The organism is Pseudomonas sp. R19M (genome assembly GCF_050312585.1).
GTDB classification, from domain to species: Bacteria; Pseudomonadota; Gammaproteobacteria; order Pseudomonadales; family Pseudomonadaceae; genus Aquipseudomonas; species Aquipseudomonas palleroniana.
Genome location: NZ_JBNPJV010000089.1, coordinates 92,002 through 107,882, shown reverse-complemented (window position 1 = coordinate 107,882; position 15,881 = coordinate 92,002). Strand labels below are relative to the sequence as shown.

16 protein-coding genes and 2 pseudogenes are annotated in these 15,881 nt (G+C 62.6%); 15 read left to right on the top strand and 3 right to left on the bottom strand.

Annotated features, from left to right (window positions below; genetic code table 11):
• Window positions 1-6: 6 nt before the first annotated feature.
• The 13 genes and pseudogenes from ACQRBT_RS20490 (at window position 7) to ACQRBT_RS20430 (ending at window position 11,200) form a co-directional block, all read left to right on the top strand.
• Window positions 7-873, top strand: coding sequence for a transporter (locus ACQRBT_RS20490; RefSeq protein ID WP_244699455.1), 867 nt, complete (start codon window positions 7-9; stop codon window positions 871-873).
• A gap of 123 nt (window positions 874-996) precedes the next feature.
• Window positions 997-1,521: a group I truncated hemoglobin gene (locus ACQRBT_RS20485; RefSeq protein ID WP_058426053.1), complete on the top strand. Its 525-nt coding sequence runs from the start codon at window positions 997-999 to the stop codon at window positions 1,519-1,521.
• 234 nt (window positions 1,522-1,755) lie between these two features.
• Window positions 1,756-3,270 (top strand): amidase, encoded by a 1,515-nt coding sequence (locus ACQRBT_RS20480; protein ID WP_412047316.1) that lies wholly within the window; start codon window positions 1,756-1,758, stop codon window positions 3,268-3,270.
• A gap of 81 nt (window positions 3,271-3,351) precedes the next feature.
• Window positions 3,352-3,954 carry a nitrile hydratase subunit alpha gene (gene nthA, locus ACQRBT_RS20475; protein WP_412047315.1) on the top strand — a complete coding sequence of 201 codons (603 nt, stop codon included), beginning with the start codon at window positions 3,352-3,354 and terminating at the stop codon, window positions 3,952-3,954.
• A gap of 41 nt (window positions 3,955-3,995) precedes the next feature.
• The gene (nthB, locus tag ACQRBT_RS20470; RefSeq protein ID WP_412047314.1) at window positions 3,996-4,658 is read left to right on the top strand and encodes a nitrile hydratase subunit beta; all 663 of its coding nucleotides are present in this window, start codon (window positions 3,996-3,998) and stop codon (window positions 4,656-4,658) included.
• Window positions 4,655-5,899, top strand: a complete 1,245-nt coding sequence (locus ACQRBT_RS20465; protein ID WP_145977696.1) for a GTP-binding protein — start codon at window positions 4,655-4,657, stop codon at window positions 5,897-5,899. The genes nthB and ACQRBT_RS20465 overlap by 4 nt, the downstream gene beginning before the upstream one ends.
• 17 nt (window positions 5,900-5,916) lie before the next feature.
• A pseudogene (locus ACQRBT_RS20460) lies at window positions 5,917-6,915 on the top strand (PAS domain-containing protein); the annotation flags it as partial.
• Window positions 6,916-7,200: pseudogene (locus tag ACQRBT_RS20455) on the top strand (methyl-accepting chemotaxis protein); the annotation flags it as partial.
• Between the two features lie 77 nt (window positions 7,201-7,277).
• Window positions 7,278-8,918, top strand: coding sequence for an AMP-binding protein (locus tag ACQRBT_RS20450; RefSeq protein WP_412047313.1), 1,641 nt, complete (start codon window positions 7,278-7,280; stop codon window positions 8,916-8,918).
• 22 nt (window positions 8,919-8,940) lie between these two features.
• The gene (locus ACQRBT_RS20445; protein ID WP_412047358.1) at window positions 8,941-9,504 is read left to right on the top strand and encodes a TetR/AcrR family transcriptional regulator; all 564 of its coding nucleotides are present in this window, start codon (window positions 8,941-8,943) and stop codon (window positions 9,502-9,504) included.
• A gap of 212 nt (window positions 9,505-9,716) precedes the next feature.
• Window positions 9,717-10,208, top strand: a complete 492-nt coding sequence (locus ACQRBT_RS20440) for a GNAT family N-acetyltransferase (protein ID WP_412047312.1) — start codon at window positions 9,717-9,719, stop codon at window positions 10,206-10,208.
• A gap of 70 nt (window positions 10,209-10,278) precedes the next feature.
• Window positions 10,279-10,689 (top strand): hypothetical protein, encoded by a 411-nt coding sequence (locus ACQRBT_RS20435; RefSeq protein WP_104994061.1) that lies wholly within the window; start codon window positions 10,279-10,281, stop codon window positions 10,687-10,689.
• An 85-nt stretch (window positions 10,690-10,774) separates the two neighbouring features.
• On the top strand, window positions 10,775-11,200 hold the full coding sequence (locus ACQRBT_RS20430) for a GNAT family N-acetyltransferase (protein ID WP_244383274.1): 426 nt from the start codon (window positions 10,775-10,777) through the stop codon (window positions 11,198-11,200).
• On the opposite strand, the gene ACQRBT_RS20425 is transcribed toward ACQRBT_RS20430, so the two are convergent.
• Window positions 11,187-11,720, bottom strand: coding sequence for a GNAT family N-acetyltransferase (locus tag ACQRBT_RS20425; protein ID WP_412047311.1), 534 nt, complete (start codon window positions 11,718-11,720; stop codon window positions 11,187-11,189). The two genes, ACQRBT_RS20430 and ACQRBT_RS20425, sit on opposite strands and share 14 nt — an antisense overlap.
• A gap of 36 nt (window positions 11,721-11,756) precedes the next feature.
• Window positions 11,757-12,959, bottom strand: coding sequence for a TPM domain-containing protein (locus ACQRBT_RS20420; RefSeq protein WP_412047310.1), 1,203 nt, complete (start codon window positions 12,957-12,959; stop codon window positions 11,757-11,759).
• Between the two features lie 130 nt (window positions 12,960-13,089).
• Here ACQRBT_RS20420 and ACQRBT_RS20415 point away from each other — a divergent pair, with 130 nt between their 5' ends.
• Both ACQRBT_RS20415 and ACQRBT_RS20410 read left to right on the top strand, forming a co-directional pair.
• Window positions 13,090-13,905, top strand: a complete 816-nt coding sequence (locus ACQRBT_RS20415; RefSeq protein ID WP_412047309.1) for an alpha/beta fold hydrolase — start codon at window positions 13,090-13,092, stop codon at window positions 13,903-13,905.
• Entirely contained in the window at window positions 13,895-15,037 is a 1,143-nt protein-coding gene (locus tag ACQRBT_RS20410; protein WP_412047308.1) for a PAS domain-containing sensor histidine kinase, read from the top strand. Before ACQRBT_RS20415 ends, ACQRBT_RS20410 begins: the two co-directional genes overlap by 11 nt.
• On the opposite strand, the gene dapF is transcribed toward ACQRBT_RS20410, so the two are convergent.
• Window positions 15,025-15,828 (bottom strand): diaminopimelate epimerase, encoded by an 804-nt coding sequence (gene dapF, locus ACQRBT_RS20405; RefSeq protein ID WP_412047307.1) that lies wholly within the window; start codon window positions 15,826-15,828, stop codon window positions 15,025-15,027. The two genes, ACQRBT_RS20410 and dapF, sit on opposite strands and share 13 nt — an antisense overlap.
• Between the last annotated feature and the right edge of the window lie 53 nt (window positions 15,829-15,881).

Genomic DNA, 15,881 nt, shown 5'->3' with positions numbered 1-15,881 from the left:
TCGACCATGAAACAGTTTCGTTACCTGTCGCTTGCAGCCCTCCTCCCCAGCCTTTGCGCTCACGCGGTCGAGGTAGCCCCTGGCGACTACGAGCAGTTACCCGCTGATGCAACGCTTGGCCTGCTCTACTACCAGCACTCCACCACGAACAGTGCCTACGCCCAAGGCCACAAAATCAGTTCCGATTTCAACCTGACTTCCGACGTTGGCATTCTGCGACTGCTGCACGTCTACCAGCTGAGCGAGCGACTCACCGTCTCGCCACAACTCCTGTTGCCCTTCGGCCATGTCTCAAGCGGCGGTGACGCTTCCGCCTTGGGCAACACCAGTGGCGTGGGCGACCTCATTCTCACCGCGCCGCTCAAATACACGCTAAACGATGCCAAAGACGTCCTCGGCGCCACCGCTTACCTCTACGTGCCTAGCGGCAACTACGACAAGAACGACGCGCTCAACCTGGGCGAGAACCGCTGGAAGGTTGACCTCCAGGCGGCCTACATCAAGCACTTCTCGGAAAAGTGGGCCGTCGACCTCGTAGGCGATGCCATTTGGTATGGCGACAACAACGACTTCGGCGCCAACTCCGCCCGCAGGGAGCAGGACGTTTCCTACGAAACCCAGTTGATGGGCCGCTACATGCCTGACCCGACCACCGCGCTGGCCATTGGCTTTGGCCACAACTGGGGCGGTGAAACCCAGGTCGCGGGTGTCAACCAGGACGACAAGATGCAGACCACCAACTTTCGCGTCACCGCCACCAAGTTCGTCACCGCCAAGGACCAGCTTCAGCTGCAACTGGGCCGCGACCTGTCCGTGGAGAACGGGCCAAAGGAAAACTTTCGCATGAACCTGCGTTACGCACGGGTTTTCTGACCCCTGTCCGCCTGGATCAAACGGTTGTCTTCACCAGCCAAGCGTGCGCGCGAGAGCAGATCTAACGTGAACCCGCCAGCCGTAGCCAATGAGATTGTCCCCACTGAAACGGAGAAATCACACATGACCGACCAACAACCCGCCCTGGAACAACAGCCCTCCCTCTACACGCGCCTTGGGGGCTACGACGTTATCTATCAGTTCGCCGGCGCCGTGTTGAGAAAAACAATGGGCCACCCTGCCATCGGGCACATCTGGGCGCATATGTCCGAATCAACGTTCCAGAAAGAACACATCAATTTTGTCGATTTCCTCTCTGAGCACTGGGGCGGAAGCGCCAAATACCGGGGGCGGGACATGGTCACCGCGCATCGAGGCATGGGGCTTACCGAGGTGCACTGGCAAGCCGTGCTCGATTGTCTCGAGGAGTGCTACAACGACTACGACCTGGCGGCGAACCTGCGCAAAGAGGTCAATGACTTTCTCATCAAGTTCAAGCCGGCGGTGATAGGTAGCCCCTCCTATCGGGACGTCGTACTCGCCCACCCTGAAATGGACCCCGCCAAGGGCATGAAAAGCGTCGGCGTTATCTGGCCCAAACACGAGAAGTCATCTGCGCAAGACGCAACGCCTGAACCCCAGAAATAAGCCGTTTGGATCTTCAGGGCATACGCCCTGCTGCCGGGGTTCGCCCTGGCAGCTGAAGCTCACGGGACACACCCGTCCCTTTCAACCAAATGGCTGTCTTGCTCAACCAAGCGCCGTTCGATCACCAGAGATAGCTTAGTCACAGACCCCAGTCACGCGGACGCCTTTGCAGGACCTCGCCGCGAGACATGTGCACAGACATTTGCCAGCCCACTTCAGGAAACAGGACGTCTCATGGCCATCATCCGCCCGACTGTCGAACAACTGCAGGACCTCGCCACCAGCCTGCACATACAGCTGACACGCGAACAAGCCAGCGAATATCTGGCACTCATGCAACCCAGTTTCGATGCGTACGACCTGGTCGATGATCTGCCCGATTTCACACCGCTGGTGCGCTACGAGCGCAGCGCGGGCTATCGCCCCTCGCACACTGAAAATACGCTCAACGCCTGGTACTACAAGACGGAGGTGATGGGCGCCAGTTCAGGCACGCTGGCGGGCAAGACCGTCGCTCTCAAAGACAACATCGCCCTGGCCGGCGTCCCGATGATGAACGGCGCCGCGCCACTGGAGGGGTTTGTCCCTTCGTTCGACGCCACCGTGGTCACGCGTTTGCTCGATGCCGGCGCGACCATCCTCGGCAAAGCCACCTGCGAGCACTACTGCCTCTCGGGGGGCAGCCACACCTCTGACCCAGCCCCGGTGCACAACCCTCATCGTCACGGTTATGCCGCTGGCGGTTCCTCATCGGGCAGCGCTGCCTTGGTCGCCGCCGGTGAGGTGGACATCGCCGTGGGCGGCGACCAAGGCGGCTCCATCCGCATCCCGTCGGCTTTCTGCGGAACCTACGGAATGAAGCCAACCCATGGCCTGGTGCCCTACACCGGCATCATGGCGATTGAAGCAACCATCGATCACGTCGGCCCGATTACCGCCAACGTGCGCGACAACGCGCTGATGCTGCAGGCCATGGCCGGTTCCGATGGCCTCGACCCACGCCAGGCAGCGCCGCAGGTCGATGACTATGGCAGCTACCTGGGGCGGGGCGTGAGCGGGCTCAGAATCGGCGTGGTGCAGGAAGGGTTCGCGCTGGCCAATCAAGACCCGCGTGTGGCGGACAAGGTGCGCGAGGCCATCGCCCATCTCGAGGCCTTGGGCGCGCAGGTCGAGCCGGTGTCCATTCCCGAACACAACCTGGCGGGATCGCTGTGGCACCCCATCGGCTGCGAAGGTCTGACCATGCAGATGATGCATGGCAACGGCGCCGGCTTTAACTGGAAAGGCCTGTACGACATCGGCCTGCTGGACAAACAAGCCGGCTGGCGCGAACAGGCCGACCAATTGTCCGCATCTCTCAAGCTCTGCATGTTCGTCGGTCAATACGGCCTGACGCACTACAACGGGCGTTACTACGCCAAGGCCCAGAACCTGGCGCGCTTTGCCCGGCAAGGCTATGACAAGGCATTGCAGTCCTATGACCTGCTGGTGATGCCGACCACTCCCATCACGGCCCAACCGCACCCGCCAGCGCACTGCTCGATCACCGAATACGTGGCGCGCGCCCTGGAAATGATCGGCAACACCGCGCCTCAGGACATCACCGGGCATCCCGCCATGTCGATTCCGTGCGGCTCGGTGGACGGCATGCCCGTCGGCTTGATGCTGATCGCCAGGCACTACGCCGAAGGCACCATCTACCAGGCGGCGGCGGCGTTCGAAGCCGCGGTGGACTGGCGCACGCTCTGAGTTTCAACCCTGCAAAACAATAAGAACGACCGGCACGTTTCAATCACTCCACAACCGCGTTGACTGATAGGAGATACCTCAATGAGTCCATCTACGCCCACTTCTGCGAACACCTCGACACCCGGCGAACGAGCCTGGGCATTGTTTCAAGTCCTCAAGAGCAAGGAGCTCATCCCACAGGGTTACGTCGAGCAGCTCACGCAATTGATGGAGCACGGCTGGAGCCCGGAAAACGGTGCCCGCGTGGTCGCCAAGGCCTGGGTCGATCCGCAGTTCCGGGCGCTGTTGCTCAAGGACGGCACTGCCGCCTGCGCCCAGTTTGGCTACACCGGCCCGCAGGGCGAATACATCGTCGCCCTGGAAGACACGCCCCAGCTGAAAAACGTGATTGTCTGCAGCTTGTGTTCCTGCACCAACTGGCCTGTGCTCGGCCTGCCGCCTGAGTGGTACAAGGGCTTCGAGTTCCGTGCGCGCCTGGTTCGGGAGGGCCGCACCGTACTGCGTGAGCTGGGCACCGAGCTGCCGAGCGACGTGGTGGTCAAGGTCTGGGACACCAGCGCCGAAAGCCGCTACCTGGTGCTGCCGGTACGGCCTGAAGGCACCGAGCATATGAGCGAGGAGCAGCTTCAGGCCCTGGTGACCAAAGACGTGCTGATCGGCGTCGCCCTGCCCCGCGTTGATTGAGACAAACAACGCCCCATCGTTCAATTACCGGAGTTTCAATTATGGATGGTTTCCACGATCTCGGCGGTTTCCAAGGCTTTGGCAAAATCCCTCACACCATCAATAGCCTGGACTACAAAAAGGTCTTCAAGCAGGACTGGGAGCACCTGGCCTACAGCTTGATGTTTATCGGTGTCGATCAACTGAAGAAGTTCAGCGTGGACGAAGTGCGTCACGCCGTCGAACGCCTGGATGTTCGCCAACATGTCGGCACCCAGTACTACGAGCGCTATGTCATCGCGACCGCTACCCTGCTGGTCGAAACCGGCGTGCTCACCCAGGCCGAACTCGACCAGGCGCTGGGTAGCCACTTCAAGCTGGCGAACCCGGCGCATGCTGAAGGCCGTGCGGCGATCACCGGGCGAGCACCGTTTGAGGTCGGCGATCGGGTGGTGGTGCGCGACGAATATGTGGCGGGGCATATCCGCATGCCGGCCTACGTACGCGGCAAGCAGGGCGTGGTGTTGCATCGCACCTCGGAAAAATGGCCTTTCCCGGATGCCATAGGTCACGGCGATACCAGCGCGGCGCATCAGCCGACCTACCACGTCGAGTTCCACAGCAAAGACCTGTGGGGCGACGCGGCAGATGAAGGTTTCGTGGTGGTCGACCTGTTCGAAAGCTACCTGGACCCGGCCGAGGGCCGTCCAGCGGTGAACGTGTGATGGACGGCGCCCAGGCGGGCCGACTGCCGGTGACCGTGCTTTCCGGCTTCCTCGGCGCCGGCAAGACCACCCTGCTCAACCACATCCTGCGCAACCGCGAGGGCCTGAGAGTCGCGGTCATCGTCAATGACATGAGCGAGATCAACATCGATGCCGCAGAGGTGCAGCGCGATGTGTCGCTGCACCGTGGCCGCGATGAGTTGATCGAGATGAGCAATGGTTGTATCTGCTGCACGCTACGCGCCGATCTGCTCGAACAGATCAGCGCGCTCGCGCGTCAACAGCGCTTCGATTACCTGCTTATCGAGTCCACCGGGATCTCGGAGCCGATGCCGGTCGCGGAAACGTTCGCCTTCCTTGACGCCGAGGGCTTCAGCCTCAGCGAACTGGCGCGGCTCGATACCTTGGTGACGGTGGTCGACGGCAGCTGTTTTCAAGCATTGCTGGAGTCACCGGACGGCGTCGCCCGCGACGACGCCCAGGCAGACGCGCCCAGACGCCCGCTGGCGGACCTGCTGATTGAGCAGGTGGAGTACGCCAACGTGATCCTCGTCAACAAGCTGGACCTGATCGACGAGCCGGCCTATCAGGCTGTGCGGGCGATCCTTGCGGGCCTTAACCCGACCGCGCGGATCCTGCCGATGACCCAGGGCAACGTCAGATTGGCCAGCATCCTCGATACCCGTCTGTTCGATCTACCCAGCCTTGCCGCAGCACCGGGCTGGATGCGCAAGCTGGAGCCTGACAGTGCAACGGCGTCCGAGTCGGACACCTACGGCGTGACCTCCTGGGTGTACCGCGAGCGCGCACCGTTTCACCCCCAGCGCTTGCTCGACTTGCTCAAGCGCCCCTGGAGCAACGGGCGCCTGTTGCGCAGCAAAGGTTACTTCTGGCTTGCCAGCCGACACCTGGAAACCGGCTTGCTGGTACACAGCGGCAAGCAGTTCCAGTGGGACTATGTGGGGCATTGGTGGAGCTTCATAGCGCCGTCGCAATGGCCAAAGGACGAATACCGCTTGCAAGGCATCATGGCCAAGTGGGACGGCGTGGTCGGCGACTGTCGGCAGGAGTTGGTCTTTATCGGCCAGGACCTCGATACCCAGGCGTTGCAGCGCGAACTCGACCATTGCCTGCTCAGCCCCGAGGAAATCGCCGCGGGCCCGGCGGCCTGGCCCGCCCTGCCGGGGGCGACGACCTTTGACACCCGTGCCTTGTCGGCCAGCCCGACGGCGTCCATTTAACCGAGCTAGAGGTGTTTATGCTTTTTTTCAGCCGCACCGCCCGCTGGGTATTGGCGCCGCTCGCCGACAGGTTGGAGCAACCTGACCAGGCCTGCGCGCCCGTGTCGTCGAACAACCCATTACTGCGCCGCCTGCTGACCGGCGTCGACCACCTGCTGCAGGAGCGGCAAACCCTGAAGGCACAGGCACGTGCGCTGGCTGCGCAAGTCGCCCAATTGGAAGCACACCTGGCCGATCGTAACCAACAGACGCGCCAACATGAGGCGTACTGGGACCTGGTCAGCCAAGGCGCGGATGAACTGTTCTGGGTACTGGAACTGCAGGGCACCCCGGCCCCCGCGCCGACCTCTGCCATGCAGTGGGCGGGACCGACGTCGATCCAGGTCCAGGGGGTTAATCAACTGAGCCGATGGAGCGACCAGTTGCACCCGGCAGACCAGCCAGTGCATCTGGATGCGCTTACCCGGCATCTGGCCGATCGCAGTGGGCGCACGCCGTTTGCGTTGGACGTGCGCATGAAGCCTGCCGGCGACGGCGACTATCGCTGGTGCCGGGTCAGCGGAGTAGCGCGACGTGACGCACAAGGCATGGCGCTGGCCATCGGCGGCAGCGTGCGTGATATTCACGAGCAGCACCTGCATCACGAGGGCCTTGAGCTTGCGGCCACCCGCTTCGATATATCCCGGGAGATGCTGCATGACGGGCTGTGGGATATCGAGGTGGTGGCCGGCGACCCGGCGAACCCGAAAAACACCATTTGGTGGTCGTCACAAATGCGCCGGCTGCTGGGCTGCAACACCGTCGAGGAGTTCCCCAACACCCTGGAAAGCTGGACCTCGCGCTTGCACCCCGAGGACAGCGCGCGGGCCATTACGGCGTTTGTCGCCCATGTTGAAGACCGTAGCGGCAAGACCCCTTTCGACGTGGACTATCGCCTCAAACACCAGAACGGCAGTTACCGCTGGTTCCGTGGCCGCGGGCAAACGCGCCGGGCGCAGGACGGCTCCCCGCAGCGGGTGGTGGGCGCGATCACCGATATCCACGCCCGCCATGAAGAAAGCACGATGCGCGAGGCGCAGGCACAACAACATCGGGTGATGCAGGACACCCTCAACAAGCTCACGCAGATTGTCGCCACCATCCAGGGCATTGCCAGCCAGACCAACCTGCTGGCGTTGAACGCCGCCATCGAGGCGGCACGCGCTGGCGATGCCGGGCGCGGGTTCGCGGTGGTCGCCGATGAAGTACGCAAACTCGCCACCCGCACCAGCCAGGCAACCCAGCAAGCGGCCGAGATGATGCACAACTGATCAGATGAACAGCCCACGCGGCAGGCGTGGACACACAACCTATTCCAACAATAACAATCGGGTGCGTTATGCGCGATTACACCTCAGCAGTGAACTCTTTCGACTTTCTACAATTGGCCGCCCGGGACTTGCACGGCGAGCTGAATGCCTTGAATGCCTGTGTCGAATGCTGCGACCGGCACGCCGAGGGCGATGCCGTCGCGTTGTATTGCGAAACGCGGGATGGCCGCGCCACGCGCCACACCTTCCGCGAACTGCAGGACCACGCGGCGCGCTTCGGCAATTTCCTGCGCGAGCAAGGCGTCCAACCGGGAGATCGTGTCGCGGGCCTGATGCCCCGCACGGTTGAATTGTTGATCGCCATTCTGGGGACCTGGCGCATCGGCGCGGTCTACCAGCCGCTCTTTACCGCCTTCGGTCCCAAGGCCATCGAGCAGCGGTTGGGTTGCTCGAAGGCACGCTGGATCGTGACCGATGCCCTCAACCGCCCCAAGCTGGATGATGTCAGCGACTGCCCGCCCATCATCGTGACTGACGCAGCCCCGGTGCATCCGGGCGATTACGACTTCTGGCGTACGCTGGATCAGCACACGACGCAATGTACGCCGCAATTGCTGGACGCCAGCGCACCGTTTTTGCTGATGTGCACCTCCGGAACCACGGGGCCGGCCAAACCGCTGGAGGTGCCCTTGAGCGCCCTCCTGGCCTTCAAGGGCTACATGCGTGAAGCGATCGATCTGCGCGAAGACGACCGCTTCTGGAACCTGGCCGACCCGGGTTGGGCCTATGGCTTGTATTACGCGGTCACCGGCCCGTTGGCGTGCGGCCACGCCACGCTGTTCTATGACGGCGCGTTCTCGGTGGACACCACCTGCCGGATCATCAAAAAATACGCGATCAGCAACCTGGCCGGCTCACCTACGGCCTATCGCTTGCTGATCGCGGCGGGCGCGGAGTTCGCCGACGCTGCGCGGGGTCAGCTGCGTGTGGTCAGCAGCGCCGGCGAGCCGCTCAACCCCCAAGTCATCCGTTGGTTTGCCGAGCAGGCCGGCGTGGTCATCCATGATCATTACGGCCAGACCGAAATCGGCATGGTGCTGTGCAATCACCATGGGTTGCAGCACCCTGTTCGTGAGGGCTCGGCCGGTTACGCGATGCCGGGCCATCGGATTGTCGTGCTCGATCATCAGCAACGGGAACTGCCGGCCGGCCAGCCTGGCGTGTTGGCGGTGGACCGCGAGCGCTCGCCCCTGTGCTGGTTCAATGGATACTTCGGCATGCCGACCCAGGCGTTTGTCGGCCGTTATTACTTGAGCGGCGATATCGTTGAGCTCAATGACGACGGCAGTATCAGCTTCGTCGGCCGCAACGACGACGTGATCACCACCTCGGGCTATCGCGTCGGGCCGTTTGATGTGGAGAGTGCTCTCATCGAACACCCGGCCGTGGTTGAGGCTGCCGTCATCGGCAAACCCGACCCGCAACGCACTGAGCTGATCATGGCGTTTATCGTGTTGAACCGTGAGTACCTGCCCAGCTCCGAGTTGGCTGAGGTGCTGCGCCTGCATGTCCGACAGCGCCTGGCCGCGCATGCGTACCCTCGGGAAATCGAATTCGTCGAGCAACTGCCCAAGACCCCTAGCGGCAAATTGCAGCGATTCATCCTGCGCAACCAGGAAATCGCCAAGCAGCAGGCACTCGCCACATGACCCAGCGGAGGAGAATCTTGTGCTGAGCCGCTCGGAGTTCCAGCGTCGGGCGCTGGAGGTGTTCAAGGAGCGCAGTTTCAGCCAGGTCAGCATGCGTGAACTGGCGGCGCACATCGGCATAAGTCCCGGCGCGATCTATCACCATGTGGAGAGCAAGGAAACGCTGCTGTTCGAGTGGTTGATGGAGCTGTATCAGGCGTTGCTGGCGCACGTCGAGCGGGTCACAACGCAACGACTGACGCCTGCGCAACGCCTGACGACACTCATCGAAGGCCATCTTCAATTGCATGAAACCATGGGCGCGCACTTCAAGCTGGCGGTCATGGACGCCAACTGCCTGAGCGCGCCGATGGAAGACTGCGTGCGAGGGCTGAGAGCAGCCTATGAGGCCAAGATACTGGGCCTGGTCGCACAACCAGGCCCTGAACCCTGCGGCGCCTTGCGCAACAGTGCACTCACGACCCTCTTGCCGATGCTCAACAGCCTGCCTACGTGGTTGAGCCCGATGATCGAAGATTCCCAGCGCAGAATCATTACGAAGACCATCGCCGTTGCGGTAGTGCGCGCTATCAAGTCGCTGCCCTGAAGCTCGTTCTCGGTTGTAGTGAGCGGGCTTGCCCCGCGCCGGGTGGCAGAGCCGCCCCGACAAGGACGCCGTGGTGTTTCAGGAAGATCGCAGTGACTGGATTTGGGGCGGCTGCGCCACCCAGCGCGGGGCAAGCCCGCTCACTACAACGATGCCAGATTTCAGATGTTTCTTTATGATGTGGCCTTTCGCTCAATGCCTCAGGAATCACCATGCCCGCCCTCACCTTCCGCAACGCACTGCCTGCCGACGCCGCGCGTTGCTTTGAGATCGAATCCAGCGCCTACGAAGGTGACGAAGCCGCCACCCTGGAGAAGATCACCACACGCATCGCCCAGTACCCGCAAGGTTTTTTGATCCTGCAAGCCGATGGCGCCGTGGTGGGTTTCATCAACTCTGGCTGCGCCCATGAGGTGGTGATGTCGGATGAGGCGTTCAAGGAGCTGGTAGGCCATTCGCCGCAAGCGCCGAATGTGGTGATGATGTCGGTGGTGGTCGACCCGGCTCATCAGGGCAAAGGCTATTCCAGACTGCTGATGACCGAGTTCGTGCAGCGCATGCGGGCGCTGGGCAAGCAGACCATTCACCTGATGTGCAAAGAGCAACATGTGCCGCTGTACAGCCGCATGGGCTACCGCTATGTGCAGCCTTCCCCGTCGGATCACGGCGGTATGGCGTGGCATGAAATGATAATGGCTTTTTAATAGCCTCCTATAGACCTTATTACCGGGGTGCCGTCCAACGAGGCACCACGAATTGACTCGGAATGCATTGATGTACAGGAATCAGCTTAGCCGTCTGTTAGCCTCCTCGTTGATTGCAAGCACCTTGATGACCATCGTGCCGATTGCCTTAGGGGCCACAGCCCAAGACATCGAGCACCTGCGCAACTCATCCATGGAACAGCGCCAGCGCGAAGCCAACCAGCGGGCCGAAGAGCAGGCACGCCAGGTCAGAGAGCAGATGCGCAGGACGGCTGAGGAGAATCGCCAACGGGCCAAAGACCTTGAAGACACGATGCGCCGCCACGAACAGGAGCGTGTGGAAGCCGATCGCAAATTACGCCTGGAGGCACGGGAGAAAGAGATGGCGCAAGAGGCTGCAAAGCGAATGCCGTTGAGGGTGCCGCCTGCTCACGCCTGCAAAGATTTGCCTGAGTGCGCATCAGACGCCTCGCCCCATTAATCGCTTGAAGCTTTGTAACCAGGCGTATGTCGAGTCAGACGGCAAAGTCGGATGGCAATACACGTAACACAACCGAGAAACCGCCATGACCACGCCCCTCATTGAAATCGGTGACCAACCCAACCCCGCAGCCGAGGGCATCCTCGGTAGCGGCCTGGCCGCATTTAATGAAGGCATTACCGGCGTGAACGATCGCCTGCCGCTGACGGTATTGCTCAAGTGTCCCGACACTCAGCGAATTCTCGGCGGCATCACCGGCAAGACCAGCCTGGGCATGGCCTTTCTCGACCTGTTCCACCTGCCCGAGTCGCTACGCGGTTCGGGCCTTGGCAGCCGATTGCTGCAAGCCTTTGAAGACGAAGCCCGCCGCCGAGGTTGCGCGCATGCGGTGCTGTACACCCTGAGTTTCCAGGCACCGGGGTTTTATGAGAAGCACGGCTGGCTGCGGTTTGGTGAAATCCCGTGTGAGCCTGCGGGCAGCTGTCGGGTGTTTCTGTCTAAGCCGCTGTGACACCCAGGCGTTTGCCAAACAACCGATTGCCATGGGTCTCCCCCTGGAAGGTGTAGGTCGGCGCGCCCAGCGCCACATACCCACGCCGCGGGTAAAAACCCAGCGCACGCTCGTTGCCCTCCCACACCGTCGCCCATAATAGCGAAGCGCCTGCTTGCACGGCACACTGCTCTGCCGCTTGCAACAACCGATAACCGACGCCCTGGCCGGTGAAGCGCTCCTGGATGTACAGACGCTGCAACTCGGCAACGTCCGGCGCCTCGATCATCGGGTGGCGCGTATCGAGTCTGATCTGGGCGAAACCAACCAGGTGTCGGTCGGCTTCGGCGACAAGCAGCGCAATGCCGGGCTCGGCCATCAGCGCCGTGATTGCATCCGGGGCGAACGCTTGCAGTGCCTCATTGGCAATCGAGCTTCGGATACCTTGGGTCGCGTAGGTGTCGAGAAACACCTGCATGCCCAGCACACCGATGCACAGGGCATCCTCGGTGGTGGCGGGGCGAAGGGTGATGGCGGGCATCGAGTGTCCTTATTCAAATGGATGAGGATTAAAGTCTTACCAACTGCCCGATGCCCCACCGCCGCCACTGGAACCGCCGCCCCCGGACGAACTGCTGCTGGAACTGGAGCTGCTGGAACCCGAATCGCTTGAGCCGCTCGAACCGGAGCCCGAGCCGCCAGTGGTCTTGGCAAAAATGAACAAGGCCACGAACGACGCAATCGGAAACGCCATCAGCCACCCGTGACGCCCGGCGTCGGCGATCAGCCCTGCCGCCACATACACCGCCACCGCCGCGCATAGGCGTATGGCAAATCCAACCCGACTGGTGTTCCAGGCGCTTCTCATGACCATCCACAGCACCAGGTAGGCCCCCAGTACCGCCAGTGCGCCCAGCGGCAATGCGAGCCAATGGATAAAGTTGACGTCGAGATACCAGTGGTCCACCACCAGCAGGCCAATGATGTAGGCCAGCAACCCCACCACGCCGTAAAACACCGGGCGCGCCATCCATAACGCGCCGAACGTGGCGCCGCCGATCAGCAAGGTCAGCGGCAGGATGAACAGGTTCGCCAACCACTCCCGGCCGCCGGCCAAAAAGCTCAGCAGCAGGGTCAGCACCACCGCTGTCACCAATGCCTTGCGCCAGCGCAGCTTGCCGGCAGCCATCAATACACCGCCAACCGCCCCCAGGATAAACGCGAGCGCTATCGCCAGCGCTTGGGGGTTCAAGCCGGGCCCTGCGACTTTGGGCAAGTCGCCGCCGTCCACCAGCACGGTCAGGTCATTGACCGCCTGTTGCACGCCGCCCGCATAGTCGCCCTGGCGAAACGCCGGGGTGATGTGTTCCTCGATGATGCGATGGGCCAGCAGGTCGGTCACCGTACCTTCGAGCCCGTAACCCACCTCGATGCGCACGTTGCGATCATCCTTGGCCACCACCAGCAGGATGCCGTCGTTGACGTCCTTGCGCCCCAGCTTCCAGGCGCGGAACAGTTGGTTGGCGTAATCCTCGATGCTAGAGCCGCCGGTGGTGGGCACCAGCAGTACCGCCATTTGTGCGCCTTTGCGCTGTTCGAGGGCCGCCAGTTGTTGTTTCAGACCGGCGGTAGTGCCCGCGTCAAGGGTGTTGGTGAGGTCAATCACCCGCTGGTCAAGAGCCACGCCGATGGGCGATGTGTCGGCCCGGGCCAGGCTGAGCAGGCCCACGAGCAGCAGTGCCACGAGGCTCACAACCGATTGCCGCAAAATCACCAGCATGTTTTGTTACCTGAAGTTTCTTCCTGAAGCTGCCGACTCTACCTTATCGGCGCTATAAGGCGTGACCCAGAGGGCGCGACTCTCTAAACTCCTAGAGCTATAGCACTAGGCCATAATCGAGAACTCATCCATGGACCTCCGCCACCGCAACAATATCCACGTGATGGGCAACGGCTGTGCGACGCTGGTGTTCTCCCATGGTTTTGGTTGCAACCAGGCGATGTGGAACTACCTGGCGCCGCATTTCCTGGAGCGTTTCCGCGTGGTCCTGTACGACCTCGTCGGGGCCGGCCTGTCGGACCTGGGCGCCTTCGACAAACACAAATACAGCGTGTTGGACGGTTACGCCCGCGACCTCAACGAAATTATCGACGCTTACGCCCAGGGCCAGGTGATTCTGGTGGGCCATTCGGTCAGCGCGATGATTGGCACCCTTGCCGACCGCCTGGCGCCCGGCGGCATTGCCGCCCATGTGATGATCGGCCCCTCGCCGCGCTATATCGACACCGATAACTACGTGGGCGGCTTCAATCGCAGTGATATCGATGACCTGCTCGACACCCTCGACAGCAACTACCTCGGCTGGTCGAGCGCCATGGCGCCGGTGATCATGGGCGCGCCGGGCCAACCGGCGCTCAGCACGGAGCTGACCGAAAGTTTCTGCCGCACCGAGCCGGACATCGCCAAGCAGTTCGCGCGCGTCACCTTCCTCTCGGACAACCGCGAGGACGTGCTCGGCCTGAACGTGCCGGTGCTGATCCTGCAATCGAGCGATGACCTGATCGCCCCGGTTGCCGTGGGCGAATACTTGCACAGCGTGCTACCCGACAGCACCTACTGCCTGGTCGACAACGTCGGCCATTGCCCGCACATGAGCGCGCCGCTGGCCTGCGCAGCGGCAATGGACGCCTTCCTGGCCCCCTGGGCGACCACCGATGCTGTCTGAGCTGTTCGACAACGCCGCCTGCGCGCTGGCCGTCACCGCTGAAGACGGCACGATTGTGCGAGCCAATGCTCGCTTCGGCGACTGGCTGGGGTTCGACCCAGACGAGTTAGGCGGCCGCCGTTTCCAGGATCTGCTGACCATGGGCGGGCGGATTTTCCACCAGACCCACCTGGCACCCATGCTGCGCATGCATGGCCGCATCACCGAAGTGAAGCTCGACATCCTGCACCGCGACGGGCACAAAGTGACCGTGCTGCTCAACGGTATCAAGCGCGAGGTGCCCGAAGGTGCGGTCTACGACCTGGCGCTGTTCGGCACCACCGACCGCGACAAGTACGAGCGCGAACTGCTCAACGCACGCCACCTCGCCGAAGCCCTCGTGCAGGAAAAAACCGCCGCCGAGGTCGCGTTGCAACAGGCCCAGGCTGAACTGCACGAGGCCTATGCGATTTCACAGCGCCGTGCATTGTTTGCCGAGCAGATGGTGGCGATCGTCAGCCACGACCTGAAGAATCCGCTGACCGCCATCCGCATGGCGTCCGACTTTCTCAGCCGTGGCGAACGCACAGCCCGGGAACAACAACTGCTCGGGCATATCAGCCAATCGTCCGAGCGCGCCCAGCGCATGATCGCCGACCTGTTGGACTTCACCCAGGCCCGGGTCGGCCAGGGCATCACCATCAAGACCGCGCCGCTGGACTTGCATGCGGTGATTCGCCACGCCGTGGATGAGTTGCGCGTGGCGTTCCCCAAGGCCACACTGGAACATCGAGCCGAGGGCCAGGGCCATGCCTGTCTGGACGCCGACCGGGTGCAGCAGATCATCGGCAACCTGGTGGCCAATAGCGTGGCGTATGGCGACCTGCAACAGCCGATCACCATCACCTCACGCCTGGGTGACGGCGGCTGCGAAGTGGCGGTGCACAACCACGGCGCGGCAATTCCCAAAGCGCTGCTGGCGGGGCTGTTCGAACCCATGACCCGGGGCACCGACCAAGGCAGCGACGTACGCAGCGTGGGCCTGGGCCTGTACATCGTGCGCGAACTGGCCAAGGTGCATGGCGGGGATGTGGCGGTGAGCTCCGATGCGGCCGACGGCACGACCTTTACCGTGACGTTTCAAAGCCCGTAGGCACTGCCCTGCATGATCGGCTCGACGCTGCCGGTCAATATCACCCCGCCCTGCCCGTCCCACTGCACGGTGACGGTGCCGCCGTCGCACTGCACGGCCACCGTGTCATCCAGTAAACCGCGGCGGATCCCGTTGACCACCGCCGCGCAGCAGCACGAACCGGAACCCAGCGGCACGCCGCCACCACGCTCCCAGATGCGCAGACGGATGTGGCGGCGGTCCAGTACCTGCACGAAATGCACGTTGGTTTTGGCGGGGAACCATGGGTGAACCTCCAGCGCCGGGCCCAGCGCCGCCACGTCGATGGCGGCGACGTCGTCGACAAAATACGTGCAGTGCGGGTTGCCCATGCTGCACGCCGCCGGCGCGCCGTCGATGGCCAAGGCGCGGGTGTCCATCGCTTCGGCCAGCGGCACGTCAGCCCAGCCCAGCGACGGCGGGCCCATGTTCACCGCCACCTGCCGCCCCGGCGCACGCGTGCAGGTGAGCAGGCCGCGGTCGGTGCGCAACACCACCGACTGCGTGCCGGTTTCATGCATCAGGCGGTCGGCCACCCCACGGGTGGCGCTGCCGCAAGTGGCCAGCGGCGTGCCGTTGGGGTTCCAGAATTTGACGCGCGCAGCGGCGTCCGCGCAGTCGAGCACTACGGCCAGTTGGTTGAAACCGATGCCGGTGTGACGGTTGCCCAAGCGACGGGCGATTTGCGCGGTGATCAGGTCGTCCTGGCCGCGACGGTCGATGATGATGAAATCATCGCCATGGGCGTGCATTTTCACGAACGGCAAGGGCATGGACAGTCCTGTGGGCGAGCGGGCGGTGAACGCCAGCATACTGAGTCGAGGGG